Consider the following 26786-nt stretch of genomic DNA (forward strand, 5'->3'; position numbering starts at 1 on the left):
GCGGGTCACCCGGGGGAGTGCACGGTCTGGATGAGGCGGTTGGCCTGGCCCCTGCGGAGGAAGACGCCGCGGCCCGGCGGTTGCCGGGAGGCGTACACGCCGGGGAACAGCTGGCCCTCGCCGCGGTCTCCGGCCATCAGGAGCGCCGAGGAACCCGATTCGCGCAGGCCCTGCACCAGGGGCTCGTAGATGCCGCGGGAGGCGCCTGCGACCCGGCGCGTCAGGACGAAGTGGAGCCCGATGTCCGCCGCAGCCGGGACGTACGGCAGGAACGGGGCCAGCGGCTCCTGGCCGGCGGTGGTGAGGACGTCGTAGTCGTCGACGAGGACCACGATCCGCGGGCCGCCGCCCCAGCTGCCGGGTTCGAGGTCCTCCAAGCGCGCGCTGTCATCGGGCAGCCGCTGTTCCAGCACGGTGGCGATACCGGTGGCGAGACCCGCGCACAACTTCGCGTTGTACGCGTAACCGCCGTTGAACTCCTCGGGGATCGCGCCGCGCAGACCGCGACGCGGGTCCATGACGGCGAAGACCAGCTCGTCCTCGCTGTAGCGCTCGATGAGGCCGTTGGCGATGACCTTCAGGAGGTTCGTCTTCCCGCACTCGCTGTCCCCCATGACCAGCAGGTGCTGGTCATGCGCGAACAGGTCGAGCAGTACGGGGTCGAGCGCCGTCTGGTCCAGTCCGATGGGTACCCTCCCGGGCTCGGCGACCGGGCCCGGCAGGAGCCGGGGCTCCAGGAGGTGCGGCAGCACCCGTACCGGCTGGGCCACCTCCCCGCTCCAGGCCGCACGGACCGTGCGGGCCGTACGCTCCAGCACCGCACCCAGGTCCGCGGTGTCGGCGAGACCGTCCGTACGGGGAAGCGCCACCTGCGCGAACAGCTTTCCGTCGGTCAGGACGCGGCCGGGCTCGTCGGGCGAGAGGGTCGCGGCGAGCTTGTGGTCGATGCAGGACTCGCCCGGGTCGTTCAGCCGCAGTTCGATGCGGGTACCGAAGTTCGACTGGACGGCGATGCGCGCGTCGTTCCAGCGGAGCATCGCCGCGACGACGTGCACGCCGTAACCTCCGCCGCGCTTGAGGATGTCGGTGACGTCGTCGTCCAGCTCCTCGAAGTCGTCCCGCAGCGCGCCGAAGCCGTCGATGACGAGCACGATCTCGGCGGAGGTCAGCTCGGGCAGCCGGCCCGCCGCGTGCAGGTCACGCAGCTGGTCGAGGGAGTCGATGCCGTGCTCGCGGAAGAGGTCCTCCCGGGCCGCAAGCATGTTCCGTACCTCCTCGACGGTGCGTGCGGCGCGTTCGCGGTCGGCCCGGCCCGCGATCCCGCCGACGTGTGGCAGGCCGGCGAGGGCCTGGAGGCCTCCGCCGACCAGGTCGAGGCCGTAGACGCCGACCTCCCGCGGGGTGTGGGTCAGCGCGAGCGAGAGGACGAGGGTGCGCAGGAGCGTCGTCTTCCCGGACTGCGGGCCGCCGATGAGCGCCACGTGGCCGCCCGCCAGCGTGAGGTCCAGGTACCACTGGCCCTGCCACTGCCTGGCCGGGTCGTCGAGCAGACCGAGCGGTACCTGGAGCGGGGTGCGGTTCGGTCCCGCCGTCCGGCCGCCCGCCGCCGCGCTATCCCGGGCTTCTCCTGTCGTACGCCCTCGCGCATTGAGAAGCCGCAGACCGCGCGGCCCGACGCCCAGCGGTCCGGCGACCGTGTCCAGGGTGACCGCGCCGGGCAGCGGCGGCAGCCAGATGCGGCGCACCGCACCGGGGGCCTCCGCCAGCTGCCCGACCATGACGTCCAGTTCGGTCGGCCCGGTCTCGCGGCGTCGCGCCGCCGGTTCCGGTGTCTCCGGGTCCGCGGCGCTCGTAGGGGCGTTGAACGTTTCGTAGGGAAGAGCGCGGGGACCGGCGTCCTGCTCGTCCGCGCGCTGTGCGGGGCCTCGGTAGGCGCCCGAGACGTAACCGGCCTTGAACCGGTCGTAGTGGCTGGTGTCGACCTTGAGGTAACCGAAGCCGGGCAGCGGCGGCAGGTGGAAGGCGTCCGTGGTGTCCAGGACCGTACGCGACTCGTCGGCGGAGAAGGTCCGCAGGCCGAGGCGGTACGAGAGGTAGGTGTCCAGTCCCTTCAGGTTGCCGCCCTCGATGCGCTGACTGGACAGCAGCAGGTGTACGCCGATGGAGCGGCCGATGCGGCCGACGGACAGGAACAGGTCGATGAAGTCCGGCTTCGCGGTGAGCAGTTCGCCGAACTCGTCGATGACGACGCACAGGTGCGGCAGCGGCTCCAGGTCGGGCCGCCGGCTGCCGCGCAGCGCGGCGTAGGCGCCGATGTCGGCGATGTTCCCGGCGTCCTTGAGGACCTGCTGGCGGCGCTTGACCTCACCGGCGAGCGAGGCGTGGACCCGCTCGACGAGCCCGGCCTGGTTCTCCAGGTTGGTGATGACACCGGCGACGTGCGGCAGGCCCGCGAACGGCGCGAAGGTCGCGCCGCCCTTGTAGTCGACGAGGACCAGGGCGAGGTCTTCCGGCGGATGCGTGGTCACCAGGGCGAGGACGAGCGTGCGCAGGAGCTCGGACTTGCCGGAGCCGGTGGCGCCGACGCACAGGCCGTGCGGGCCCATGCCGAGTTCCGACGATTCCTTGAGGTCCAGGAGCACCGGCTGGTGGGAGTCGTTGACGCCGATCGGCACCCGCAGGAAGGCGCGCTCGCCGCGTGGCGCCCACAGGCGTGACAGGTCGAGCCGCGCCACATCGTCGATGCCGAGGAGGTCCGCGAAGCCGACCGGCCCGCTCAGGGGGGCGTCGACGAGGGATTCGGCGGACAGGCGCAGCGGCGCCAGCATCCGGGCCAGGCCCTCGGCGAACGGGATGCCGGCCTCGTCCGCCGTGCCGTGGGCGTGTACCGGTTCCTGTTCGCGCAGGTCCTCGATGACCACCCGGTCGCCGTCGACGGTGATGCGGACGCTGACCTGTCCGGGTTCCTGCACCCGCCGCTCCAGCAGGTGCAGGACGGTGACGGCCATCTCCCGCAGGCCGACCGCCTCGTCGGGACGCGGCAGCTCGACGGCGTCCTGTCCGTGACCGTCGGCGACGACGAGCAGCCGGGACGTCATGGACAGGGCGTCGTGGCCGGAGAGGCCGCGCCGCACCTCTGCCGCGTAGGAGGCACGGCGGTGCAGCTCGGGGCCGAGTTGCCGAGCGAGCCGGGACGGGGAGGGAGCGATGCGCCGGGCCGCGACGGGGCCGTCGAACTGCTCGGTGTCGAGCAGATGCGGCAGCCACTTGGCCCACTCCCAGTCGCCGAGCCGGTCGCCGGGCACGGCCAGGGCCAGTGCCACGTCGTCGGGGGCGTGCAGCGCCGCGGTCTGGACCAGAAGGGCGCGTGCGACCCGCAGACAGTCCTCCCGGGGACCGATGACGCTGACGTTGCCGACCCGGTCGAGCGGGACCGTGAGCGGCAGATCGGTGCCGGTGCGGAAGCGGGCCATCAAGGCCGACGCCTCGTTGAGCATGAACCGGTCCGGCGGGGTGAGCACCGAGGAACCCTGTTGGGCGATCTTCAGATCGCGGACGGGCATCTCGCCGGTGCCGACGCGCACCCGCAGGAAGTCGCCGTCGGTACGGCGGCGCTCCCACAGGCGGGCCGGATCGCGGACCAGGTCGTACAGGGCGGTCGGCGGCGGATTGAGGACGTCGGCGCGCCGGCGCCGCTCGCGCTCCTCGGCGAAGAGCTCCTCGCGCAGGTCTTCCAGGTAGGCGAGGTACGCCTCCCGTTGGGTGCGCCGGGTCCGCTGGGCCTTGCCGCGCTGCGAGAGGACGAGCACGAGGGAGCCGACGACGGTGACGACCAGGATGATCGCGCCGAGCACGGCGAACTGGCTGTTGCGTACGACCGTCATCATGACCACGGACGACATGACGCCCGCGACGGGCAGCAGCGACATGGCGATGTTGCCCGACTTCCCCTCGGGAAGGTTGGGCGGGGCCTCGACGAGGCGTGCCTCGGAGGCGGCCGGCAGCTTGCAGGTCCTGGCCGGCCGGTGGATCAGTCGGGTGCTCATCGTCGTCCGTCCATCACGGTCGGGATCGGTGTCCGGGGTCAGTGGCGGGTCTGGGCGAGGTGGAAGACATCCGCGGCGATGCGGGCGGCCGCTTCCCTGGTCGGGCGGGCGAGCAACGCGGTGTCGACCGGGCCGCCGGACGCCAGGTGCCGGTCGTACGGCAGGACGTGGGCGCCGGCCCCGGTCGACGTCAGCTGCCGGACCGCCGCACCGAGGTCGATTCCCGGGCCGGGCGCCGTTTCGGTGAGGACGACGACGGTGCCGGTGATCAGGCGGTGGGGCAGCTCCCGCATCCATCGGAGTACCGCGTACGTACTGGTGACGCCTTCCGGTGTGGCGGGGGCGGTCAGCACGCGGCCGTGGGCGGCGGCGAGTGCGACGCGGCCGACCTCGGCGGGCAGCGTCTCGCAGTCGATGACCATCACGCCGAAGTGGCGGCGCAGCGCGACCACGGCCCGCTCGTACGCCCGGCTGTCCAGGCTCGCGCCGATCCGGCCCTGGCTGGCGGGCAGCAGCCAGGCGTTGCCGGGGAGCTGGACGAGGTACCCGGTGACGTCGGACAGCGACATGTCCGGTTGGACGATCTCCGCCAGGTCGCCGGTGGTCCAGCGCAGCGTTTCGGCGCCGAGGCGCAGCGGCAGCGAGCCGAGGGCCGGGTCGGCCTCCAGGAACAGGACCGGGTCGTGCCGGTAGTGCGCATACGTGGTGCCGAGCAGGGCGGCGACCGTGGTCTTGCCGGACCCGCCCCGGATGGAGGTGACAGCGATCTGCCGGCCCGTCGTCACGGGGCGCTGAAGCACTTCGGCGGTACGGGTCGTCTCGGCGACCTCGCGCGCGGCCGACGAGCAGAGCACGCGACGCAGGGCACGTGTGGCACGCGTAGCGAAGGGCTCGCCGTGCTGCGGCTTACGGCGCAGCAGGCCGGCCATCCGCTCGTCGACCACGGGGCGGGGGTCGGGGGCCGTGCGGGGGGCGGGATTCGGAGCGTGCCCGAGCGACGCCTGTTTCTTCGGCCCGCTGTGCTGGTCTTCGGTCCTTGGGGAAGTGCTGACGCTCCGTGCGGTGTCCGGCTCTTGAGCGCTCTGTACGGGGAGTTCCCGGCCCGTCGGAACACTGTGGCGGACCTGCCCACCGCGAGACTGCGCATCCTGCTGGGGATCGCCCCTCAAGTCGCGCAGTACATCGCTCTGCCAGTCACCCGCGTTCGGCATTCCCCACCTTCTCCCCCCAACGTGCTGCCCCGCCCTGGAGCGCCGGCGAAACAACTCAGAACTGGTTGAGCAACTGTCCGTACACACCGAACACACCGAAGGCGAGCGGGAAGAGCCCCACCATGCCCACGGACTCGACCAGATCCGCCATGCGCCGCAACCGCACCTGTACGTGCTCGGGCAACTGCACCGCCAGAACGAGCAGCGGCAGTACCGCGGCCACACACAGGACGGCGAGCGGCCCGGCACCGCCGGCATGCTGCATCCACATGATGACGAGGCGCACGATGAGGCACGACGCGGCCACGAAGAGCGCGACAACCTCGGCGACCAGCGGAAAGGCCCGCGCCTTCGACACCAGCACCACGATGACGAGCGCTGCGAGCACCACGGTCCACACGGGGGGCACGGGAGCCAGGGTGAGTAGCCAGCCGGCGGCGGCTGCCGAGCACGCGGTGACCGTCGTGGACAGGGCGAGGCCGCGGTGTGTCACCGCGAGCGCGGTCCGCACCTCATGGCGGCTGACGGAGGCGCCACCCGAGCGCCGGTCGTCCAGTGCGGTGAGCCCCGACGCCATCAGGGCGAGCCGCGGCAGCAGGCCGAGCAGCACCAGGGAGAGGACGGCCATGACGGCGCCGAGCCGGGCCGGATCGCCTTGCACGGCGGCGACCGCCTCCCATACGGCGGTGAGCGCGGCGGTGGTCACGGCACCGACGAGCCCGCCCTTGCCGAGCGGGGAGAAGTATCCGAGGAACACGAGCGTCAGGACCGACGTGCCGGCCACGGCGGCGAGCCGCGCCGTGCCCGGCCAGCCGTACGCGTCGGCTGCCGTCCACGCGGCGAGTACGCCGAGCCCGCCCCCGGTGACCAGGAGTGCGGTGGCCAGGCCCCGGTTCCCCCGCCCGACCCTGGCGACCAGCACACCGGCCGGCAGCAGCACGAGCGTGACGGCCGAAAGCACGCCGACCAAGGTGCCGAGCGCGACCACATGGCGGGCGAGCAGCGCCGCGGCCACCGCGAAGGCGACGGACGCCACGCCCGCACCGGCCCGGCGCGCGGCCGGTCGCCAGCGCCAGGCCCGCAGGTCGAGGTCGTCGGCCACCTGGTCGGTGACGTCGTGCACGACCGGAGCGGGTGGTGCGGCATGGGTCCTGACGAGCCGGAGCACGGCGCCGTCGGTGATCCCGGCCGAAGCCAGCGTGCTGTCGTGCGGTACGACGGCTCCGTCGGACGTGATCAACTGCCGGGACATCGGGCGCGCCGCGGGCCGGTCGTCCAGCAACTTCAGGATGTCCGGAATCAGCTGCCCGACCGGTGTGTCGGAGAGCAGGACGAGGTCGGCGCGGCGCCGTTCGCCGACCAACGTCACGCGGCTCAACTGCGCCTGGGAAGTCGTTGCTCTGCTCACCACTTACGGGAACCTATCATCGCGCCACTGACGGCATCTGGTATCGGGACGGGCTCCCGGGGGCCTGGCACATCAGTCCTTCCGGCCTCCATTCGGCCTCCACCCGGCCTCACTTCGGGGTTTCTTCCCTTTGCGACCGGGACCCCTTTGCGTCTTTCCCGGAAAACGGCAAAGGCTGGCCGAAAGAGGGTCGGTGGATTTCTAGGGATTCGCTGACTTGGTCGCCTTCGCCGGCGGCTCGTACTGCTGCACCTGGCGCTGCTGTTTCTCCTGTTCGGCCTTCTGCTGTGCCAAAGTGTGCTGGAGGAATGACCACGCGACGCACCCCGCACACAACACGGCCGTGATGACGATGCCCGCGAACAATTTCCCGAGCCGCTCGTCGGCCGTGCGCCGCACCCTTTGAGTGCCGAACAGCAGGGCATCGCGCATCCTGCGTCGGCGCACCGCCACCGATTCCAGCAGTTGGCTGTCGTAATCGCGCACCATGTCGCTATCCGCCGCCTCGGCCGTCGGTCGCGTCGGTCATGGTCGACGTGCTTCGGGACGTCGCCCTCCGCCTGGTCGAGGCCGTCGGCCGGGACTTCGGCTGCGCTGCCTGTGACATTCGAACCCCCTACTGCGCCTCTGCAACATAAAGCATGGACGGGGGCGCGGCGTACGCCAGGGAGTGGGCGGAGGCGGGAGCGGTGGACGTCCTCGTCGACGCGGAGAGCCAGCACTCAACTGGGGTCCGCCTCCGAGTGGACGGACATCCGCAACCGCCACGCGGGCTGCCGAAGAGCTGTGAGCCAAGCCCTACACGCCGGTCCGCGCCTCTGTGATCATGAGTGGATGGCCGCGGAAGGTGAGCACGCCCGGTTGTGGACCGCGGTCGGGAGTGGGCAGGTGGAGCTGCTGGCCGCGCGTTTCCGGCGGTTCGCCTTCGACCGGCACTGTCACGAACAGCTCTCCGTCGGAGTCATCGAGCAGGGCGCGGAGGGGCTGCGCACGTCCGGCGGCACGGTGGTGATCCCGGCCGGGCAGCTGGTCGTCCTCAACCCGGGGCAGGTGCACACCGGCTTCGCCGCGGAGGAGGCCGGCTGGCGGTACCGGATGTTCTACTTCGACACGGCGCTGGTCGCCGAACTGGCCCGGACGCATCTGGGCACCGAGGACGTCTGGTTCCCCGACACGGCCGTACGGGACGCCGGCCTGTTCGCCCGGCTGCGCCGCGTCCACCGGGAGCAGGAGCACGCCGGCGATCCGCTCGCCGCGGAGTCGCTGCTGCTCGACGGCCTGGCGGCGGTGCTGCGGCGGCACGCCCGTACCGGCCGGGTGGCCGCCGGGGAGCCGGGCGGTGGCCGCCACGGCCCGGACCTGGCGCGGCAGTTGCTGCACGACCGGTGGACCGAACCCGTCACCGTGGCGGAGCTGAGCGCTGCCGCGGGCATGCCGCGGGCCTCGCTCATCGCCGCTTTCCGCCACGCCTACGGGCTGCCGCCGCATGCCTACCTGCTGCGGCTGCGCGCCAACCGCGCGCGCCGCCTGCTGCTGGCGGGACAGCGGCCGGCGGACGTGGCGGCCGCCACGGGCTTCGCCGACCAGGCGCACCTGACCCGCGTCTGCAAGCGGTACTTCGGGGTCACACCGGGCGCCATCCGCCCCTGAAGCGGGCCTGCGCCCCCGGACTTTCGTTCAAGACGATCACCGGTCGCGCCGCGAAGCTGGGCCGCCGGTCCACGAGCGACGGAAGGCGACGGAACGATGGTGTGGGCGATAGCGGTGTCACCGCTCGTCATGGTGCTGGGAATGATCACGGGGCTGCGCCGGCCGGCGCACTGGGCGGCGGCCGCGGGTGCCGCGCTGGCACTGCTGCTGATCTGGTGGCTGCCGGACTTCTCGCTGCCCGGCGACGCACTGGCCGCGGGCGCCGGGGAAGCCGGACTGCTGGTGCTCAACGCCGCCGCGGTGATGCTGCCCGGTGTCTACCTCAGCCAGGTGCTCACCCGCCGGGAGGTGCACCGGTCGGTGCAGGAGTGGGTACGCGGACTGCCGCTGCCCGGCCCCGCGAAGATCGCGCTGGTGGTGGCGGGAATCGCCCCCACGGTCGAGGCGCTCACCGGATTCGGGGTGTCGCTTCTGGTCACCGTGCCGGTGCTGCTCGCCCTCGGGCCGCCCGCGACCGCGCTGCGCCAAGCCATGCTCGGCATGAACATCATGCCGTGGGGCACCCTCGGCCTCGCCACCGTCATCGGCGCCGCGCTCACGGCGACCGACCCGGCCGCCCTCGGCAGCGCCACCGCGGTCACCAGCGGCCTGGTCTTCCCGCTGGTGACCGTATGGGCGGCGCTGCTGGCCCGGCCACGGCGCCGGCTGCGCACCGCCGCAGTGGCGCTGGCCGCGGGCGCGGCGCTCTCGCTCGGGCTGCTGGCGCTGAACCGGGCGGGCGTGGTGCAGCCGGCGGGCGTCCTGGCGGGGCTGCTCACCACGGCGATCGGGCTGACGCTGTGCGCCGTACGCCGGGCTCGCGCCGACCGTGTCGCCGGCTCCCGCTCCGGGACCGGCCCCGGTCCGACCGGTCGTCTGCTCCCACCGCGCTCCGTCCTCCAGGCGTACGGCCTGGTCCTCGGCGGCATCGCGCTGGCGCGCCTGGCGGCGGCGGTGGGCGTGCCCCCTCTGGCGCTTCACGTGGGCACCACGAGTTTCGCGCTGCTGACCTCCCCCGGGCTTCCCCTGCTGGCCGCCGCCCTGCTGCTGGACCGCGGCCGGCCGCACCTCCCGGACGCCCGTGCCGCGCTGGCCCGGGCCGGCCGGCCGCTGCTCGCGCTGGCCGGATTCGTGGTGCTCGGCCGGCTGATGGTGGACAGCGGCATGATCGGGGCGCTGGGCGCGGCGGTCGCCGCGGCGCCGCCGCTGGTCACCGCCCTCGCCGCGCCCGCGCTCGGCATGCTCAGCGGCTTCATCACCGGCTCGAACGTCGGCGGCAACGCACTGATGATGCCCCTTCAGGAACGCCTCGCACCGGTCGGCGCCGGTCTCGACACCTGGTTCGCGGCTCTCCAGAACAGCGCGGCGGGGCATGCCGTCTTCACCTCGCTGCCGATGATCATGCTCATCCTCGCGGTGGCCGGCGACCGGGCGAAGACCGCGGGCCTCGCGGAACACGTTCTGCTGCGCTTCGGCCTGCGGGTGGCGGCCGGGGTGTACGCGGCCCTGGCGGTGACGGCGGTGACCCTGGTCGCGACCGCCTGATTCCGGCCGGAGCACGGATCGGCGTCGCCCCGCCGGCCGCCCTTGACGCAAAGATTTCGCGTTAAGGTGGGGTGGTGAGTGCCAGCAGGAGTGCAGGGGCCGGGCCGTCGGGCGCCAAGGGTGGCCGGAAGGCGGTTCGGCCTGGTGGGCGTAGTGCGCGGGTGCAGGAGTCGGTGCACCGGGCCGTGCGGGAGCTGATCGCCGAGCGTGGGCGGGACGGGCTGACGGTGCCGGTCATCGCGGCCCGGGCCGGGGTGACGCCGTCGACCGTGTACCGGCGGTGGGGCGACCTCCAGGAGCTGTTGTCCGACGTGGCGGTGGAGCGGCTGCGTCCGGAGAGCCCGCCGGAGGACCACGGTTCGCTGCGGGCCGATCTCGGTGCCTGGGCCGAGCAGTTCCTGGAGGAGATGGCGTCCGCGGCCGGCCGCGTGTACATCCGCGACGCCCTGGCCGGTGACCCGGACGGCAGCAACGCCGGGCAGTGCTCCGCCTATGCTGCCGAGCAGGTACGGACCGTCCTGGACCGGGCGCTCGCGCGCGGTGAGGCGGTACCGGAGCTGGAGGAGGTCATGGACCGCTTGGTGGCGCCGATGATGTACCGCATCCTGTTCCGGCCGGGGCCGGAGACCGGTCCGGGCGCGGCGGAGTACGCCCGGAGCCTGGTGGACCGGCAGCTGTCCGCCTGACGGCTACACCGGCGCCAGTTCCGGCACCGGCCGGTGGGCGCTCTCGTAGGCGTGCGCCAGCCGGAGCAGCGTCGCTTCGGCCAGTGGGCGGCCGATCAGCTGCATGCCGATCGGCAGTCCCCGGTCGTCGCGGCCGACGGGGACGGAGAGGGCGGGGAAGCCGGTGAGGTTGGCGGGTGCGGAGAGGCGTACGTACGCGTCGGAGACCGCCTCGGCCGAGCCGTCGGGCCAGGTGAACTCCGACTGCCCGGCGCGGGCGGCGGTGGCCGGGACGGCCGGGGCCGCGATCGCGTCGATGCCGCCGGAGCCGTCGGCGCGGCCCGCCTCGCCGGTCCCGTCGAAGAGTTCCAGCCACCGCTGGTGCATGAGCGTCCGGGTGCGCTGGGCGCGGATGTAGTCGGTCGCCGGAACGAATTCGCCCGCCTCCAGGAGGACGCGCACATCGTCGGCGTACAGGTCGGGGGCGGCCCGCAGCATGTCCTGGTGGTACGCGGTGGCCTCGGGGACCATCAGGCCCCACTGGGCGGCGTGCACGTACTCCGTCATCGGGACGTGCACCGGTACGGCGGTGGCGCCGAGCGCGGTGAGCGCCTCGACGGCGGCGCGGACCGCGTCCGCCACCTGGGGCTGCACCCGGTCGAAGTAGTAGTTGGCGGGGATGCCGATGCGCAGCCCGGCGACCGGTGTGCCGAGGGCGCGTGTGTAGTCCTCGCGGGGGTGGTCGAGGGACGCCGGGTCGCGCGGGTCGTGTCCGGCGAGGGCCTGGAGGACCAGGGCCGCGTCGGCCGCCGTGCGGGTGAGCGGGCCCACGTGGTCCAGCGACCAGGACAGCGACGTCACGCCGTGCCGGGGGACCAGGCCGTACGTCGGTTTCAGGCCGACGACGTGGTTGAGGGCGGCGGGGACGCGGATCGAGCCGCCGGTGTCCGTACCGAGGGCGAAGGTGGCCGTACCGGCGGCGACGGCGGCCGCGGAACCGCCGCTGGAGCCGCCGGGGACGTGCTCGGGCGACCAGGCGTTGCGGGTCTGCGGGGTGGTCAGTCCGTACGCGAACTCGTGGGTGTGGGTCTTGCCGATCAGCACCGCGCCGGCGGCGCGCAGCCGCTCCGTCACGGCGGCGTCCGCGTCCGCGACGTGGTCCGCCCGTACGCGGGAGCTGGCCGTCGTCGGTACGCCGGCGACGTCGATCAGGTCCTTCAGCGCCACGGGGACGCCGTGCAGCGGCCCCCGGTACCGTCCGGCGGCGATCTCCCGGCCGGCTTCGGCGGCGGACCGCAGCGCGGCCTCGCCGGCCACCGACACGTAGGCGCCGAGCTTGGGTTCGACGGCCTCGATCCGGTCGAGGACGGAGGCGGTGAGTTCGACGGGGGAGAGGGAGCCGTCCGCGATGAGGCGGGCGGCTTCGGTCAGCGGGAGCCGGTAGGGCTCGGGGGAGTCGTGGTTCATGAGGTCTTCCGGGAGAGGGAGTCGCTGGGGACGGCGGTGAAGGAGGGGGCGGGCGGTGTCTCGCCCAGCGGGACGCCGCGCAGCGAGCCGAGGACCGTGTCGATGGCGTGCACGGTGGCCGCGACATCGGCCAGCCGGCCGGACGGAAGCGGCAGACCGGCACGTCGTGCCAGGTGAGCGAGGTGTTCGGGCGGGAGTGGGGGGTGTGCGGGAGGGAGCACGGGGGCCTCCGTACGTAGGGGAGGGGCGGTGGCGGCACGCCTGCGGAAACGCGTTAAAGCGAAAGCTTTGCGTTTGGCGAGCGTAGAGGGCTAGGCTCACCAAACGCAAATAGTTAGCTTTTGCGGTGCGGGTCCCTCGGCCCTGTCGTGCCGCTCCCGCTCCGACCCCACCCTTCCGGAGGTCCCATGTCCCCCCACCCCGAGTCCGTCCGGACCGCATCCGCTTCCCCCCGCTCCGAATCCCGGTCCGACCACCCTCAACCCCCCTGGCGCATCGGCGACATCGTCGTGCACCGCATCGACGAGGTCGCGCTGCCGCCCGAGACCGGTGCCTGGCTGCTCCCGGACGCGACGCCCGGACTCGTCACCGAAGTGCCCTGGCTCGCGCCGTCGTTCGCGCACGCCGACGGCACCCTCCTGGCCACCGTGCAGACCTTCGCCCTGGAGATCGGCGGACTGCGCGTCCTGGTCGACACCGGCATCGGCAACGGCAAGACGCGCGCCAACCCCGCCTGGCACCAGCTCGACACGCCGTACCTCGACCGGCTGACCGCCGCCGGTTTCCCTCCGGACGGCATCGACTACGTGATCCTCACGCACCTGCACGCGGACCACGTCGGCTGGAACACCCGCCTCGCCCCGGACGGCAGCTGGCGGCCGACGTTCCCGCGTGCCCGGTACCTGACCGCGCGCGCCGAATACGCCTACTGGTCCGGCGTCGACATGGAGGAGAGCCGCCGTCAGATGTTCCGCGACTCGGTCGAGCCCGTACGGGAGCACGGCCAGTTGGACCTGATCGACGTCGCCGCGCCCGGCACCGAGATCGTCCCGGGGCTCACCCTCGTACCGGCGCCCGGCCATACACCTGGCCAGAGTGCGGTCGCCCTGCACAGCCAGGGCCGGTCGGCGCTCATCACCGGTGACTGCGTGCACCACCCCGTACAGCTGGCGCACCCCGGCCTGTGCAGCAGCGTGGACATCGACCCGGAGGAAGCCGTACGGACCCGCCGCCGCCTCCTCGATGAGGTGGCACGGACCGGAGCCCTGCTGCTCGGCAGCCACTTCTCCGCGCCGACCGGTGGCCTGGTGCGGCGGGACGGCGCGGAGGAGGGTGGATACCGTCTGGTTACTGACGGGGCGTGAGGGAATGATGGGCTGAATGACATATGACGGCATACAGCAAGACGACCCTCAGATCGACGGCTTAAGGGAGGGCGGACCGGACCCGGACGCCGTACCGGCCGCGGCCCCACAGGTCCCCCAGGGCCACGTGGCCGACGGCTTCGCGTCCGTACGCGCCGAGTTCGCGGCCTTCCTGGAGGAAGAACGCCCGGACTACTCGGGCCAGTTGGTGGTCTACGCGGGCCAGGAGAAGGTGGTCGACCTCTGGGCCGGGCCCGGCTTCGGCCCCGACAGCCTGCTCGGCGTCTACTCGTCCACCAAGGGCGCCGCCTACCTCACGGTCGCCCTGCTCGTACAAGAAGGCGTACTGGCCCTGGACACGGCGGTCAGCCACTACTGGCCGGAGTTCGGCGCCGAGGGCAAAACGGATGTCACCCTCGGGGACCTGCTCGCGCACCGGGCCGGTGTCCCCGGGGTGGACGGCGGGCTGTCGCCCGAAGAGCTGCTGGACGAGCCGTACATCGCCGAGCGGCTGGCCGCGCAGCGACCGTACTGGCGGCCGGGCAGCGCGTTCGGCTACCACGCGCTCGTCATCGGGGCGCTCGCCGGCGAAGTCGTACGGCGGGTCACCGGGCAGCCGTTGCAGGCGGTCTACGAGGAGCGCATCCGGGCCCCGTACGACATCGACTTCCACCTCGGCCTGCCGGAGGAGCACGAGCCCCGCGTCCAGGACATCCAGCCCATGCTGCCGACCCCGGAACAGCAGGCCGAGCTGGCCGCCGCGGAGACCGGCCCGGAGAGCCTGACCGGCATCGCCTTCAACCGCAACCATCCGCAGCCGACCGATCTGGAGTCGCTGCCCAACTCCCGGGCCGTACGCGCCGCCGGGCCCGCTTCGGTGGGCGGCGTCGCCTCCGCGCGCGGGCTGGCGAAGCTGTACGCGGCGGCCGTCAGCGGGGTGGACGGCAAGGGGCCGCTGCTCAAGCCGTCCGTGATGGCGGAGTTCGCGCAGATCCGGTCCCACGGCGAGGACCTGGTGGCCCGGTTCCCGCTGGCGTTCGGCGCCGGGTTCCACGCGGTGGGGGCCCTCTACCCGGCACTCGGGCAGGGCGCCTTCGGGCACGACGGGGCGGGCGGTTCGCAGGCGTTCGCCGACCCGCGCAGCGGGTTCACGTACGGGTACGCCCGTCGCCGCTACGCCTTCCCGGGCGGGCCGGCGCCGGAGAACGCGCGGCTGGCGGACGCCGTGCACCGGGCGGTGACGGCCCGCAGGCGCACCGGCATCCCGGCGGCGGCCGGACAGGAGGGCTCATGACGGCGCCCCGGCCCCGGTTCGCGGACTACCAGCACGAGATCTACCTGAAGGGCCTGGAAGGCGAGGCGCCGCCGTTCACCACCGACCTCGCCGCCCTGGAGGACGCCGCCCGCGAGCGGATGGAGCCGCAGCTGTACGGGTACGTGGCGGGCGCGGCCGGCACCGGCGCCACCGCACGGGCCAACCGCGCCGCGTTCGACACCCGTCGCATCGTCCCCCGGATGCTGCGCGACGCCACCGACCGCGATCTGCGCACCACCGTGCTGGGCAGCGAACTGGCCGCGCCGGTGCTGCTCGCCCCCGTCGGCGTGCAGACCATCGTCCACCCGGACGGCGAAAGGGCCACCGCCCGCGCCGCCGCCTCGACCGGTGTGCCGATGGTGCTGAGCACCGCCGCCTCGCACACCATCGAGGAGGTGGCCGAGGCCAACGGCGACGGGCAGCGATGGTTCCAGCTGTACCGGCCGCACGACGACGAGGTCACCGCGAGCCTCCTCCGGCGGGCCCGCGCGGCGGGCTACACCGCCCTGGTCGTCACGCTCGACACCTGGCAGCTGGCCTGGCGCCCGCGCGACCTGGACCAGGCGTACCTGCCGTTCATCCGCGGCAACGGCGTGGCCGTGCCGTTCTCCGACCCGGTCTTCCGCGCCCGCCTGGAGCGGTCGCCCGAGGACGATCCGCGGGCCGCCGTCCTGAAGTGGCTGCCGATGTTCAGCGGACGGGCGCACACCTGGGACCGGCTGGGCTTCCTGCGCGAGCACTGGGACGGCCCGATCGCCCTCAAGGGCATCGTGCACCCACAGGACGCGCGCCGGGCCGTCGAGGCGGGCATGGACGGCATCGTGGTCTCCAACCACGGCGGCCGCCAGGTGGACGGCGCGGTGGCGGCCCTGGACGCGCTGGCCGACGTGGTGGCCGAGGTCGGCGGCGAGACGGAGATCCTGTTCGACTCCGGGGTGCGCAGCGGCGCCGACGTGCTGAAAGCGCTGGCCCTGGGCGCGCGGGCGGTGCTGCTCGGCCGTCCGTACGTCTACGGCCTGGCCCTCGGCGGCGAGGCCGGGGTACGGCACGTCGTGCGCGGCCTGCTCGCTGACCTCGACCTGACGATGGGGCTGGCCGGGTGCGCGAGCCTCTCGGAGGTCGGACCGGAACTGCTGCACTGACGAGTGAGCGGCCACCGGGCGCCGTGGGGGACGGCCGCCGGGCACCGGAAAGGACGGACATGCAGGAACTGCGTACGGCCCGTACGGCCGACCACCCCGCCCTGGTGGCGGGCATCCGGCAGTGGTGGGGGGACACGCGGACACCGGAGCAGGCGCGGGAGCTGTCGCTGCTGCTGCCGCGGCTGTTCCTCCAGCACTTCGCGGCGACCAGCCTGGTGCTGGAGGACGGCACGGGAATCCGGGCCTTCCTGGTGGGCTTCGACTCGGCCGACCACCCGGAGCAGGCGTACATCCACTTCGTCGGCGTGGACCCGCGGCTGCGCAAGCAGGGCGTCGCCCGACGCCTCTACACCGCCTTCTTCGAGCGGGCCGCCGCCGCGGGCCGCCGGGAGGTACGGGCGGTCGTCTCGCCCGGGAACACCGGGTCGATCGCGTTCCACCGGGCGATGGGGTTCGAGCCGCTGGGGCCGGAGGACGGGGACGGCGCGTCGCACGGGGACGGGGGCGGTGACCGCCTGCCGGTCCACCGCGACTACGACGGCCCGGGTCAGGACCGGGTGTACTTCCGGCGGTGGCTGACGGTCCGGTAGTTCGCGGCTCCCCCCCCCCCCCCGCGCGCCGGGGCGCGCGCTCCCCGGAGTGCGCGCCCCGCATGGCGGCACTTCTGAATGCTTAAGGTCATATCGGGGCAAGGCTGTCGCAGTCGTTGCTGTCTGTGGTTGCCTGCCCGGGAGGCCCCTCGATGAACCAGAGACCGTTCCGCGCCGTGGCGGCCACCGGATGCGTACTGCTGCTCGCGGCCCTGGCACCCGTCTGCACCGGAACGGCGAACGCCAGTTCGATGGCGGGCCGGGTGACGGCGCCCCTGGCCGGTGCCGTGCGGATCCCCTGGCTCGACAGTCCGGTCGTCGTGGCGCACCGCGGTGCCTCCCAGGTGGCGCCGGAGAACACCCTCGCCGCGGTGGACGCGGCGGAGCGCCAGGGCTTCCGGTGGGTGGAGAACGACGTGCAGCAGACCCGCGACGGGAAGCTGGTGGTCATGCACGACGCCACGCTGGCCCGCACCACCGACGTCGAGCGGCTGTTCCCCCGGCGCTCGCCCTGGCGGGTACGCGACTTCACGGCCGCCGAGATCGCGCGGCTGGACGCCGGCAGCTGGTTCGGCAAGCGCTTCGCGCGCGAACGGGTGCCGACCCTCCAGGAGTTCCTGCGGCGCATGGAGGACCACGACCTGCGCCTGCTGCTGGAGATCAAGAACCCGCAGCTCTACCCCGGCATCGAGGCCCGGATCGTCCGGGAACTCGCGGGTGCGGGCTGGCTCGACCGGGGACACGTACGCCGCCGCCTGGTGGTGCAGAGCTTCAGCGCGAACAGCGTACGCACGGTGCACGGCCTCGTCCCCCAGGTGAAGACGGGCTTCCTGGGCAACCCGCCGGTGAACACCCTCCCCTCGTACACGCGTTACGTGGACCAGATCAACCCCCAGCTGTCCAAGGTGAACGCGCAGTACGTGGCCGCCGTCCACCGGCTGCGCGGTGTGCACGGCCACCGGATGGAGGTGTTCGCCTGGGACGTGCCGCTGCGGAACTATCCCCGGATCGCGTCCGCTTACGGTCTCGACGGGGTCATCGTCTGAGGCGGACGCCCCGGTTCGCGGGCGGGCCGGGCGCTGCCCCGGTCCGCCCGCCGTCGTCATGACAGGATGGCCGGTCGTGACGATTCGGGTGCTGATCGCGGACGATCAGGAAATGGTCCGCCGGGGGCTGCGGCGGATACTGGAGAACCAGCCGGACATCGAGGTCGTGGGCGAGGCGGCGGACGGCGTGGCGGCCCTGGAGGCCGCCCGCGCCCTGCGGCCCGACGTGGCCCTCGTGGATATCCGGATGCCCCGCATGGACGGCCTGGAGGTCACCCGCAGACTGGCCGGCACGGGCCCGGCGGAGCCCGGGGCCGAGCCGCTGCCCAAGGTCAGGGTCGTCGTCGTGACCACCTTCGATCTGGACGAGTACGTGTATCCCGCGCTGCGGCACGGCGCCTGCGGCTTCCTGCTGAAACGTTCGGGCCCGGCGCTGCTCGTCGAGGCCGTGCGCGCGGCGGTCGCCGGGGACAGCCTGATCAGCCCCTCGATCACGGTCCGGCTGCTCAAGCACGTCACCGGTTCCCGGCCCGCCGCGCCGCGCGCCCTGGAGGCGCTGACCGAGCGCGAGACCGAGATCGCGGGACAGGTGGCCGCCGGCCTGACCAACGCCGACATCGCCCGTGACCTGTTCATCTCGCCGGGCACGGTCAAGACCCACGTCGCCAGCATCCAGCGCAAGCTGGGCGTACGGAACCGGGTCGGCATCGCGGTGCACGCCTGGGAGATGGGGTACGCCGGACGGGAGCGTCCGCAGTGGTGACGGGTGCCGGGACGCGGGACGGCGGGGCGCCGGATGCCGGGGCGCCGGACGGCGACGCGGCGCGGAAACGGCGGCTGACGTGGTCCGCCGCCGCGGCGCTGTGCCTGCTCCTGCCACTGCCGTTCGTCCGGGCCGGGTTGCTGTTCGACGCGTGCCTCGCGGCGCTGCCCGCCGTCGTGGCCGCGTTCGCCGCGCCGATGCGCCGGCCCTGGGGCCGGATCACCCCGGCCACCGCCGTGCTCGCCGCCGCCGTCCTGTCCCTGGCCGTGGACATCGGCTACCGGGGGCCGAAGGACTACGCGGCCCTGTGGGAGTTCGCCGAGGCCCCGGCGCTGCTCGTACTGGCCGTACGGCAGATCCGCCGGGCACCGGCCCGGCAGGCCGCCGTGGGCGGGGCCCTGGCGGTGGCCGCGTTCGCCCTGCTGCCGCTGCGGTTCCTGTACGCCGATCCGCCCGCCAAGGGCTCGGCCGTCGTCCTGCTCGGCGTGCTGGCGCTCTGCTTCGCCCTGCCCCCGGCCGGCGTCGCCCTGTACCTGCGGGTCCAGGAGGACCGCCGGCGCCGCGCGGTGGCCCGGGCCCGCCGCGCCCAGCGCCTCGAAGTCGCCGGTGACCTGCACGACTTCGTGGCGCACGAGGTGACCGGCATCGTGCTGGAAGTACAGGCCGCGCGCGTCGCCGCGTACGACCGGGAACAGACGGCGGAGCTGCTGGCGCGGCTGGAGGACGCGGGCCTGCGCGCCCTGGAGTCGATGGACCGTACGGTGCGGACGCTGCGCGACCCGGAGGGCCATGCGACGGCCGGTGCCGGGCGGACCGCGGACGCGCACCGGCACCACCGGCAGCCGCCCGCGGCCGACGAGGGCGAGCTGCCGCCGACCCGCCCGCACGGGCTGGCGGACCTGTCCGAGATGGTCGAACGGTTCGCCGCGACCGGGGGCGGACATATGCGCCGGAACGGTCGCGGTGGTGACGGGTCCGGCGACGGGTCGGGTGGCTCGGGAGGCGCCGGTGGCACGGGAGGCACCGGTGGTTCGGAAGGCGGCGTACAGGTCCTGCTCGACCTGGATGACGGCCTGACCGGCACCCTGTCGCGCGCCACCGAGGACGCCGTGCACCGGGTCGTGCTGGAAGCGCTGACCAACATCCGGCGGCACGCGGCCGGCGCGGGCCTGGTGACCGTGGCGGTCGCCCGCGTCCCGGCCGGTGGCGGCCCGGGGAACGGTCCCGGAGTGGCGGTGACGGTCACCGACGACGGCGGCGGCCGTCCGGGGGGACCGCTGGGCCTGCCCCGGCACAGCGGCGGCACCGGCCTGGCCGCCCTCACCGGGCGCGTCGAGGCCCTCGGCGGCACGCTGACCTGCGGCCGGCACGCATCGGGCTGGCGGGTCCACGCCGTACTCCCGGCGGCCTGAGCCGGGCGCCGGGCGGTCCGTACGCCTGGTGGCCGGGACCCGGTGCGGGCGGTCCGTACGCCTGGTCACCGGGACCGGCACCGGCGGTCCGAACCGGTCGTCCCCGCTCCGGCACCCGGCGGCTCCGCAATATCTGCCGAACGGCAGATGTGGGCCGGGCCGTTGCCGCCCATCCTCGAAAGTGCATCCAGCCCCGCACTTCGGAGGAATGATTCCGGTGGTCCCACGCAGCCCCCGTACGACCGGCCCGCGCATCGCGGCGGTCTGTGCCGTCGTCCCGCTGGCCGCCCTCGGCATGACCGGCTGCTCCGTGGACGCCAAGAGCGCCGAGCCCGCGGTGAAGACCTTCCCCTTCACCGGCCGGACGCTGAACGTGAAGACCCACGAGATACCGGCGGACCTGGTCGCCACCGACCGCAAGGACATCCGGGTCACCCGCTGGTTCGACGCGAAGAGCGGCACCCAGCGGCTGCGGTGGGAGCTGAAGGGGGACACGCTCGATCTGGAGGCCGGGTGCACCGGCCTGGCCATCTGCGACGCCCGCTTCAAGGTGGAGGTGCCGCGCGACGTGGCCGTCCTGCGCGACGGCGCCAAGACGGACCTGCGGGGACCGGAACGGGACCGCGACCGTGAACAGTCCCAGGACCGGGCTGGAGAGCAAGGCCGGCCCGGAGGCCAGGACCAGTCCGGAGCCCAGGACCGGCCCGCAGACCAGAACCAGCCCCGACCGCACGGCAAGGACCACACCCCGGCATGACCACCCTCGAACTCCTCGGCGTCAGCAAGGTCTACCGGGGCGGCAAGCGGGCCGTGGACGGTCTGACGCTCCGCATGGGCCCCGGGCTGCTGGGCCTGCTGGGTCCCAACGGCGCGGGCAAGTCCTCCCTGATGCGCATCGCCGCCACCCTCACCCGCCCCACCGCCGGGCAGCTCCGCTACGACGGCGAGGACGCGGTCCGGCGCCCCGGACCCCTGCGTGCCGCGCTGGGCTACCTCCCGCAGGACTTCGGCGTCTACCCGAACCTGACGGCCCGTGAGTTCCTGGCCTATCTGGCCGCCGCCAAGGGCGTGCCCGCCGGTCCGGCCCGAACCCGCATCGGCGAGCTGCTGGAACGGCTCAACCTGACCGAGGCGGCGCGCCGCCCCCTGGGCACGTACTCGGGCGGCATGCTGCGCCGGGTCGGCATCGCGCAGGCGCTGCTCGCCGACCCGAAGGTGATCGTCGTGGACGAGCCGACCGCGGGCCTGGACCCCGAGGAGCGGGCCCGGCTGCGCAACCTGCTCGCCGAACTGGCCATGGAGCGCATCGTGCTGCTCTCCACCCACATCGTCTCCGACATCGAGTCGGTGGCCGGGGACATCGCCGTCGTCGCGGGCGGCCGGCTGCTGCGCCGGGGCACACCGGAGGAACTGCTCGCCGAGGTGACCGGGCAGGTGTGGGAGGTGCTGGTCGCTCCCCAGGACGTGCCGGGGGTGCAGGCGCGCCACGTCGTCAGCCGGATGGTCCGGACACCCGAAGGGGTACGGGTACGGCTGCTGTCGCCGGTCCGGCCGTACGAGGGCGCGGTGCGGCAGACGCCCGGCCTGGAGGACGCGTACCTGGCGACGGTCGGCGCGGGAGGCACCCGATGAGCACCGCGGGCCTCGCGCTGGGCGACTTCCGCGACCGGGTGCGCCGGCCCGCGTACGCCGTCACGCTGCTGGCCGCCGTCGGCCTGGGCTACCTCGCCGTACCGCAGCCCGCCGCGCACTGGGTCATCCTCCAGATAGGCGACTTCCGGGGCACGTACAACAGCGCGTACGTCGGTGTCGCGACCGCCCTCGCCGCGGCGCTCTGGCTGCCGCTGGCCGGCTTCTACGTCGTCCGCAACGCGCTGGCCAGGGACGAGCGTTCGGGGGTGGGCCGGCTGCTCGCGGCGACCCCGCTGCGCACCACCGGCTACTTCGCGGCCAAGCTGCTGAGCAACGTGCTGGTGCTGGTCTCGATGCTCGGCGTGCTGGCGGTCACCGCGGTGGTCATGCAGCTGGCGCGCGGCGAGTCCCACCGTGTCGATCCGGTGGCGCTGCTGAAGCCGTTCGTGCTGGTCGCGCTGCCGCTGATGGTCGTCACCGGGGCCGCGGCGCTGCTGTTCGAGTCGGTGCCGGTGCTGCGCGGCGGTGTGGGCAACGTCGTGTGGTTCTTCGTCTGGATGGCGCTGGTGCTGGGCGGCCAGCGGCCGGACGCGCCGCTGGGCGGCATCGGCGTGCACGGTGCCGTCGCCTCGATGGCGCGCGACCTGGCCGCGCAACACACCTCGGTGACCGGCGAGTTCAGCCTCGGGTTCACCTACCTGGAGCAGCCGCTGCGCACGTTCGTGTGGCATGGCTTCACCCCGGACCCGGACTTCGTTCTGGGCCGCGTGGCCCTCGTCCTCGCCGCGATGGTGCTGGCCCTCCTGCCCGCCCTCTGGTTCGGCCGTTTCGATCCGGCGCGCGGGGGAGCGCGCGGCTCGACGGCCGGCCGGACGGCGCAGGCGGCGGTCCCGGGAGACATCCCGGGGACGCTCCCGGCCCCCAGCCGATCCACGGCACCTGCCCCCACCACCCACCGGCCCCTCCAGCCCCTGAACCTCGCCACCACAGCGCGCCCTGGAACCGGCTACCACCGGCTCCTCGTGGGAGAACTGCGCATCCTTCTGCAAGGCGTCGCCTGGTGGTGGTGGACCGGCGCCGCCCTCATCTCCCTCGTGGGGCTGTGCGTGCCCACCGCCGGTGCGGCCCGAGTGGTTCTCCCGCTGGCCTGGATATGGCCCGTACTGATCTGGTCCCGGCTCGGTAGCCAGCGCCACGAACACGGCGTGCAGGCCCTGCTCGGCAGCTACCCGGCGGCCCGCCGCCGCGCGCTGGCCGAATGGTCCGCGGGCTTCGTCCTCACCGCGGCAGCCGGCTGCGTACCGCTGCTGCGACTGGCGATGGCGGGGGACTGGCACGGCATAGCGTCCTGGACGGGCGGTGCGCTCTTCATTCCTTCGCTCGCCCTGGCGCTGGGCTCGCTCTCCCATACCCACCGGCTCTTCCAGGCTCTGTACCTGCCGCTCTGGTACAGCGTCTTCAACGGACTGCCGCTGCTCGACTACATGGGCGCAACCCGCCCCGAAGGGCAGCCGGCCGCGCTCTCCCCCCTGATCATCACCGCGTTCGCCGCCCTGCTGCTGGCCGGAGTGGTGACAGCGACGGGCCCGTTGCGGCGCCGGGCCCCGGCGGTCTCGTAGGGTCGCAGGGGCGGCATGCTGCCGACCGTACGGGAGCAGCCGCCCCCAGGGCACCGAAGGAGCAGGAACCGACCATGAGCGACACCGTCTGGGGCGGGGCCCAGCTGGACCTCGACGCGTACCTCGCACGCGTCGGGTACGCGGGCGAGCGCACGCCGACCGAGGCCACCCTGCGGGACCTGCACGCCCGGCACGCGGCCACCTTCGGCTTCGAGAACCTGGAGATCGTCCTGGGCCGGCCGGTCCTGCTGGACCTGAAGTCCCTCCAGGAGAAGATGGTCGGCCGCCGCCGCGGCGGCTACTGCTACGAGCAGAACCTGCTGTTCGCCGCCGCGCTGGACCGGCTCGGCTTCGAGGTCACCGGGCTGGGCGCCCGCATCCGGATGGGCGAGACCAAGATCCGCCCGGTCACCCACGCGCTGCTCAAGGTGCGGCTGGACGGCGCGGACTGGATCACCGACGTCGGCTTCGGCGGCGAGGCGCTGCTGGCGCCGGTTCCGCTGCGCGAGGGCATCGAGGTGCAGCAGGGCGGCTGGACGTTCGGCCTGGTGCGGGAAGGCGCGGACGGCACCTGGGTGCTGCGGTCGCGGCACGAGGACGGCTGGTTCGACCTGTACGCCTTCGGCCCGGAAGCGCGGTACCCGGCCGACTACGCCGTCTTCAACTACTACATCTCCACCCACCCGCGCTCGCCGTTCACCGGCCGCATGGTGGTCCAGCAGCCCGGCCCCGACCTGCGGCGCACCCTGATCGGTACGGAGCTGACGCTGACCCGCCCCGACTGGTCCCGGGTGGTGCGCCACGTCCCGGCCGAGGAACTGCCGGCCGTACTGGAGACGGACTTCGGACTCGTCCTGGACGAGCGGGACGCGGCCGAGCTGGTGGCACTGCACCGGGAGGAGCCGGTGGCGTGAGGCCGGGCGGGGACGTGGAGCCGTCCACCGAGGCGGGACCGGTCGGCCCCGGCCTCACCGGACGACCGCGAACCCCTCGATCTCCACCAGCGCCGCCTCGTCCCACAGCCGGGTCGCGCCGATGACCGCCATCGCCGGGTAGTCGCCGCCGACCAGCCGCTTCCACACCTGCCCGATGGCCGCCGCGTTGCCGCGGTAGTCGGCCACGTCCACGGCGAAGACGGTCAGCTTGGCCAGGTCCCCGGGACCGGCGCCGGCGGCCTCGGCAGCGGTCAGCAGGTTGGACAGCGCGCGTTCGAACTGCTCGACGATGCCGTCACCGACGATGCGGCCCGCGCCGTCCAGCGCGGTCTGCCCGGCCAGGAACACGATCGTCCCGGGCGCGGCCCGCACGGCGTGGCTGAAACCGGTCGGCGGCGACAGCCCGGGCGGATTCACCCGCTCGAAGCCGCCCGCTGCATCCGCCGCTTCCGCTGCATCCGCTACGTCCGCTGTTTCCGCCTCGCCCGTTGCTTCCGCCGCTTCCGCCTCGCTCTTCGCTTCCGCTGCTTCCGCTTCCCGTGCCGGTCGTCCGCTCATGTACGTGGTGTCCCCTCCGTCATGGCCGCCATGGACATCTTGGCCGTCACCGCCGTCACCGCCGTCGTGGCCGTCACGGCCGGTGTGCTCCCTCCGTGGCCAACTCGTAGCGCACACCCAGCGATTGCAACGCGTCCCGCTCTTCCTGCGGAAGCCTTTCGTCGGAGATGACGAGGTCGAAATCGGCCAGCGGCGCCAGCTCGTACAGCGCCTGCCGGCCGAACTTGGAGTGGTCCACCAGCAGCACCTTGCGCCGGGCCGCCGCCATCAACGCCCGCTTGACCAGGACGTTCTCCTGCGCCTGGTGGTAGCAGTGGCCGTTGTCGACGGCGGAGGTGGACAGGAAGGCGACATCGGCGCGGAAGCTGCGCGCGATGTCGGCCGTGGACATGCCGAGGAAGGCGTTGAAGGCGGCGTGGTACTCGCCGCCCAGCGCGATCACCCGGATGTCCGGCTCCTCGGCCAGCTCGTTGATCACCTGGAGCGAGTTGGTGATGACCGTGTACGCGCCGCGCGAGGCGAGCGAGCGGGCCAGCGGCAGCGCCGTACTGGAATCGTCGATGATCACGGCCTGGCCGGGCTCGGCGATGGCCAGCGCCGCCGCGCAGATCGCCTCCTTCGCCGCCACCTGCTCGTTGCCGCGCCAGCGCGCGTTGGACTCGAACAGGGCGTTGGGCGCGGCGGTCGCCCCGCCGCGCACCTTGCGCAGCCAGCCCTGGTGCTCCAGCGAGTCCAGATCGCGGTGGACCGTCATCTGGCTGACGCCCAGTTCCTGGACCAGGTCCTCGATGCTGACCTGCCCCTCGGCCAGCACCCGGTCCGCGATCCGCTTGCGCCGGTCCTTGGGGCTCAGCTTGCCCTCGGGGGCCGCCGCCGGGGCCTGGGCGGCCTTGGCGGACCGGTCCGCTCCCGTGGCCGGTGCCGAGGCGTCTGGAGTTGCTCCGGTGTCGGCCAACGCTGTTCCCTTTCCGTACGTGCTCGGCTGTCCGCCGAGTCTATGGCGTGGTCACGCCGGGGTCGCCGTCTCGCACAGGGCCCGGCCGTCGAGCGTTCCGGCAGCCGCGTACGGGCGGAAGCGGATGAACGCCGCCTCGTGGTGGAACGGCTGCGCCCGGTGCGCCGTAGATCGTGTCCCGGTGCTCGGAAGGCCGGGCACCGGGAACTGCAACGCCGCCAGCGGGCCACCGACGTCGCGCTGCTGCGCGAGTACGTCCCCGGTCTGCCGGAAGCGGAACTGGAACCGCTGGGCGAGGCGATCCGCAGCTCCCTCTACGGGCTCGCGCTGTGGTGGCTGGACCGTCCCGAGCAGCCGCGAGAGGTGCTGGTGAGGGCGATGGTGCGGATCACGCGGGGGCTGGCCGCCACGGCCGGTGACTGACGGGTGCGGATCACGCGGGGGCCGGCCGTCACGGCCGGTGCCGGAGGGCGGCCCGCAGCCGTCCCGTCCAGACGGCCGTCGTCTCCCGTGCGAGCCGGGTGTCCGGCGCGTACATCTCGAAGCCGTGCCAGGCCCCCGGTACGTAATGCAGCGTGACCTCCACATCGGCGTCCAGCAGCCGGCGGGCGTAGGCGAGCCCGGTGTCGCGCAGCGGGTCGAGGCCGCAGACGACGACGCACGCCGGCGGCAGTCCGCGCAGGTCGGCGGCGCGGGCCGCGGCTGCGTACGGATGGGCACCGGCGCCCTGGGGCGTGTAGTGCCGCCAGCCCCGCTGCACGAACGCGCCGTCCGGCAGCCGCGGGTCGCCGTCCGCGGGCGTCGGGCCCGTACCGGCCGAATCGTCCAGGTCGGGCACGACCAGCGCCTGGTGGACGAGGGCCGGGCCGCCGCGGTCGCGGGCCATCAGCGCCACGGCGGCGGCCAGGCCGCCCCCGGCGGACTGCCCGCTGACCGCGAGGCGCGCCGGATCGATGCCGAGCGCCGCGGCCTCTCGGGCCGTCCACTCCAGGGCGAGGTAACAGTCCTCGACCGCAGCCGGACACGGGTGCTCCGGGGCGAGGCGGTACTCCACGGACACCACCGCGGCGCCCACCTCACGGACCAGCCCGATCGCCGTACGGTCCTCACCCGGCGGCGCCTGCCCGAACGTGTAGCCGCCGCCGTGGAACTGGAGCACCCCCGGCAACGGCCCCGGCACGTCCGCCGGCCGGTAGATCTCCACCGCCGGCCCCGGCCCGCCCGGCCGCGGTACCGCGAACCGCTCGCTCACCACCCCGTCGCGGTCCGCCGGGAACTGGCGGGCCAGCGTGTGCAGACCGGCGCGGGTGCCCGCGATGTCGGCATACGGATCGAGCATCGGCGGCAACCGCTCCAGCACGGGCACCAGCTCAGGATGTACCTCCACAGCAGGCGCTCACCTCCCCCACTCGCTCACACCACTC

Annotated in this window: 24 protein-coding genes; 15 read left to right on the forward strand and 9 right to left on the reverse strand. The window is 73.5% G+C overall.

Translation table 11 applies throughout. The features are described 5' to 3' along the window. Nucleotides 1-5: 5 nt before the first annotated feature. The 4 genes from eccCa to ACH4FX_RS24445 all read right to left on the reverse strand — a co-directional run bounded on the left by eccCa (nucleotide 6) and on the right by ACH4FX_RS24445 (nucleotide 7154). Complete coding sequence (eccCa, locus tag ACH4FX_RS24430; RefSeq protein ID WP_398482247.1) at nucleotides 6-4046, reverse strand: type VII secretion protein EccCa; 4041 nt, start codon at nucleotides 4044-4046, stop codon at nucleotides 6-8. Between the two features lie 38 nt (nucleotides 4047-4084). Continuing rightward, nucleotides 4085-5257: a MinD/ParA family protein gene (locus tag ACH4FX_RS24435; protein ID WP_398482249.1), complete on the reverse strand. Its 1173-nt coding sequence runs from the start codon at nucleotides 5255-5257 to the stop codon at nucleotides 4085-4087. A gap of 55 nt (nucleotides 5258-5312) precedes the next feature. Continuing rightward, nucleotides 5313-6668 (reverse strand): type VII secretion integral membrane protein EccD, encoded by a 1356-nt coding sequence (eccD, locus tag ACH4FX_RS24440; protein WP_398482251.1) that lies wholly within the window; start codon nucleotides 6666-6668, stop codon nucleotides 5313-5315. 198 nt (nucleotides 6669-6866) lie between these two features. Continuing rightward, on the reverse strand, nucleotides 6867-7154 hold the full coding sequence (locus ACH4FX_RS24445; protein ID WP_398482253.1) for a hypothetical protein: 288 nt from the start codon (nucleotides 7152-7154) through the stop codon (nucleotides 6867-6869). Nucleotides 7155-7499: 345 nt separating this feature from the next. Here ACH4FX_RS24445 and ACH4FX_RS24450 point away from each other — a divergent pair, with 345 nt between their 5' ends. The 3 genes from ACH4FX_RS24450 to ACH4FX_RS24460 all read left to right on the forward strand — a co-directional run bounded on the left by ACH4FX_RS24450 (nucleotide 7500) and on the right by ACH4FX_RS24460 (nucleotide 10585). Then, nucleotides 7500-8315 carry an AraC family ligand binding domain-containing protein gene (locus ACH4FX_RS24450; RefSeq protein ID WP_398482255.1) on the forward strand — a complete coding sequence of 272 codons (816 nt, stop codon included), beginning with the start codon at nucleotides 7500-7502 and terminating at the stop codon, nucleotides 8313-8315. A 96-nt stretch (nucleotides 8316-8411) separates the two neighbouring features. Next, nucleotides 8412-9899, forward strand: coding sequence for an L-lactate permease (locus ACH4FX_RS24455; protein WP_398482257.1), 1488 nt, complete (start codon nucleotides 8412-8414; stop codon nucleotides 9897-9899). Between the two features lie 161 nt (nucleotides 9900-10060). Further along, a complete protein-coding gene (locus ACH4FX_RS24460) occupies nucleotides 10061-10585 on the forward strand; it encodes a TetR/AcrR family transcriptional regulator (RefSeq protein WP_398482259.1) in 525 nt (174 codons plus the stop codon). 3 nt (nucleotides 10586-10588) lie between these two features. Here the strand turns inward: ACH4FX_RS24460 and ACH4FX_RS24465 are convergent, their stop codons facing one another. After that, complete coding sequence (locus ACH4FX_RS24465; RefSeq protein ID WP_398482261.1) at nucleotides 10589-12031, reverse strand: amidase; 1443 nt, start codon at nucleotides 12029-12031, stop codon at nucleotides 10589-10591. After that, nucleotides 12028-12252 (reverse strand): hypothetical protein, encoded by a 225-nt coding sequence (locus ACH4FX_RS24470; protein ID WP_398482263.1) that lies wholly within the window; start codon nucleotides 12250-12252, stop codon nucleotides 12028-12030. The genes ACH4FX_RS24465 and ACH4FX_RS24470 overlap by 4 nt, the downstream gene beginning before the upstream one ends. A 186-nt stretch (nucleotides 12253-12438) precedes the next feature. On the opposite strand from ACH4FX_RS24470, the gene ACH4FX_RS24475 reads away from it, so the two are divergent. The 11 genes from ACH4FX_RS24475 (at nucleotide 12439) to ACH4FX_RS24525 (ending at nucleotide 23828) form a co-directional block, all read left to right on the forward strand. Then, nucleotides 12439-13395, forward strand: coding sequence for an MBL fold metallo-hydrolase (locus tag ACH4FX_RS24475; RefSeq protein ID WP_398482264.1), 957 nt, complete (start codon nucleotides 12439-12441; stop codon nucleotides 13393-13395). Nucleotides 13396-13411: 16 nt separating this feature from the next. Further along, nucleotides 13412-14689, forward strand: coding sequence for a serine hydrolase domain-containing protein (locus ACH4FX_RS24480; protein WP_398482266.1), 1278 nt, complete (start codon nucleotides 13412-13414; stop codon nucleotides 14687-14689). Further along, a complete protein-coding gene (locus ACH4FX_RS24485) occupies nucleotides 14686-15852 on the forward strand; it encodes an alpha-hydroxy-acid oxidizing protein (RefSeq protein ID WP_398482268.1) in 1167 nt (388 codons plus the stop codon). Before ACH4FX_RS24480 ends, ACH4FX_RS24485 begins: the two co-directional genes overlap by 4 nt. A 23-nt stretch (nucleotides 15853-15875) precedes the next feature. Further along, nucleotides 15876-16442, forward strand: a complete 567-nt coding sequence (locus tag ACH4FX_RS24490; protein WP_398482270.1) for a GNAT family N-acetyltransferase — start codon at nucleotides 15876-15878, stop codon at nucleotides 16440-16442. A 152-nt stretch (nucleotides 16443-16594) separates the two neighbouring features. Continuing rightward, nucleotides 16595-17488 carry a glycerophosphodiester phosphodiesterase gene (locus tag ACH4FX_RS24495; protein ID WP_398482272.1) on the forward strand — a complete coding sequence of 298 codons (894 nt, stop codon included), beginning with the start codon at nucleotides 16595-16597 and terminating at the stop codon, nucleotides 17486-17488. Between the two features lie 76 nt (nucleotides 17489-17564). Next, nucleotides 17565-18251 carry a response regulator gene (locus tag ACH4FX_RS24500; RefSeq protein WP_398482274.1) on the forward strand — a complete coding sequence of 229 codons (687 nt, stop codon included), beginning with the start codon at nucleotides 17565-17567 and terminating at the stop codon, nucleotides 18249-18251. Then, entirely contained in the window at nucleotides 18245-19663 is a 1419-nt protein-coding gene (locus ACH4FX_RS24505) for a sensor histidine kinase (protein WP_398482276.1), read from the forward strand. The genes ACH4FX_RS24500 and ACH4FX_RS24505 overlap by 7 nt, the downstream gene beginning before the upstream one ends. A gap of 217 nt (nucleotides 19664-19880) precedes the next feature. Continuing rightward, nucleotides 19881-20420 carry a hypothetical protein gene (locus ACH4FX_RS24510; protein WP_398482278.1) on the forward strand — a complete coding sequence of 180 codons (540 nt, stop codon included), beginning with the start codon at nucleotides 19881-19883 and terminating at the stop codon, nucleotides 20418-20420. Next, nucleotides 20417-21295 (forward strand): ABC transporter ATP-binding protein, encoded by an 879-nt coding sequence (locus tag ACH4FX_RS24515; protein ID WP_398482279.1) that lies wholly within the window; start codon nucleotides 20417-20419, stop codon nucleotides 21293-21295. Before ACH4FX_RS24510 ends, ACH4FX_RS24515 begins: the two co-directional genes overlap by 4 nt. Then, nucleotides 21292-22914, forward strand: coding sequence for a hypothetical protein (locus ACH4FX_RS24520; RefSeq protein ID WP_398482281.1), 1623 nt, complete (start codon nucleotides 21292-21294; stop codon nucleotides 22912-22914). The genes ACH4FX_RS24515 and ACH4FX_RS24520 overlap by 4 nt, the downstream gene beginning before the upstream one ends. Before the next feature lie 74 nt (nucleotides 22915-22988). Further along, on the forward strand, nucleotides 22989-23828 hold the full coding sequence (locus ACH4FX_RS24525) for an arylamine N-acetyltransferase (RefSeq protein WP_398482283.1): 840 nt from the start codon (nucleotides 22989-22991) through the stop codon (nucleotides 23826-23828). 54 nt (nucleotides 23829-23882) lie between these two features. On the opposite strand, the gene ACH4FX_RS24530 is transcribed toward ACH4FX_RS24525, so the two are convergent. Both ACH4FX_RS24530 and ACH4FX_RS24535 read right to left on the reverse strand, forming a co-directional pair. Next, nucleotides 23883-24266, reverse strand: coding sequence for a RidA family protein (locus tag ACH4FX_RS24530; protein ID WP_398482460.1), 384 nt, complete (start codon nucleotides 24264-24266; stop codon nucleotides 23883-23885). A gap of 214 nt (nucleotides 24267-24480) precedes the next feature. After that, nucleotides 24481-25362, reverse strand: a complete 882-nt coding sequence (locus tag ACH4FX_RS24535; protein ID WP_398482285.1) for a DeoR/GlpR family DNA-binding transcription regulator — start codon at nucleotides 25360-25362, stop codon at nucleotides 24481-24483. A gap of 42 nt (nucleotides 25363-25404) precedes the next feature. Between ACH4FX_RS24535 and ACH4FX_RS24540 the strand changes: the two genes are divergently transcribed. Continuing rightward, entirely contained in the window at nucleotides 25405-25785 is a 381-nt protein-coding gene (locus ACH4FX_RS24540) for a hypothetical protein (RefSeq protein WP_398482287.1), read from the forward strand. Between the two features lie 28 nt (nucleotides 25786-25813). On the opposite strand, the gene ACH4FX_RS24545 is transcribed toward ACH4FX_RS24540, so the two are convergent. Next, nucleotides 25814-26749 (reverse strand): alpha/beta hydrolase, encoded by a 936-nt coding sequence (locus ACH4FX_RS24545; RefSeq protein ID WP_398482289.1) that lies wholly within the window; start codon nucleotides 26747-26749, stop codon nucleotides 25814-25816. Nucleotides 26750-26786: the final 37 nt, after the last annotated feature.

It is taken from the genome of Streptomyces sp. NPDC018019 (assembly GCF_044327805.1).
In the GTDB taxonomy this organism is placed as follows: Bacteria; Actinomycetota; Actinomycetes; order Streptomycetales; family Streptomycetaceae; genus Streptomyces.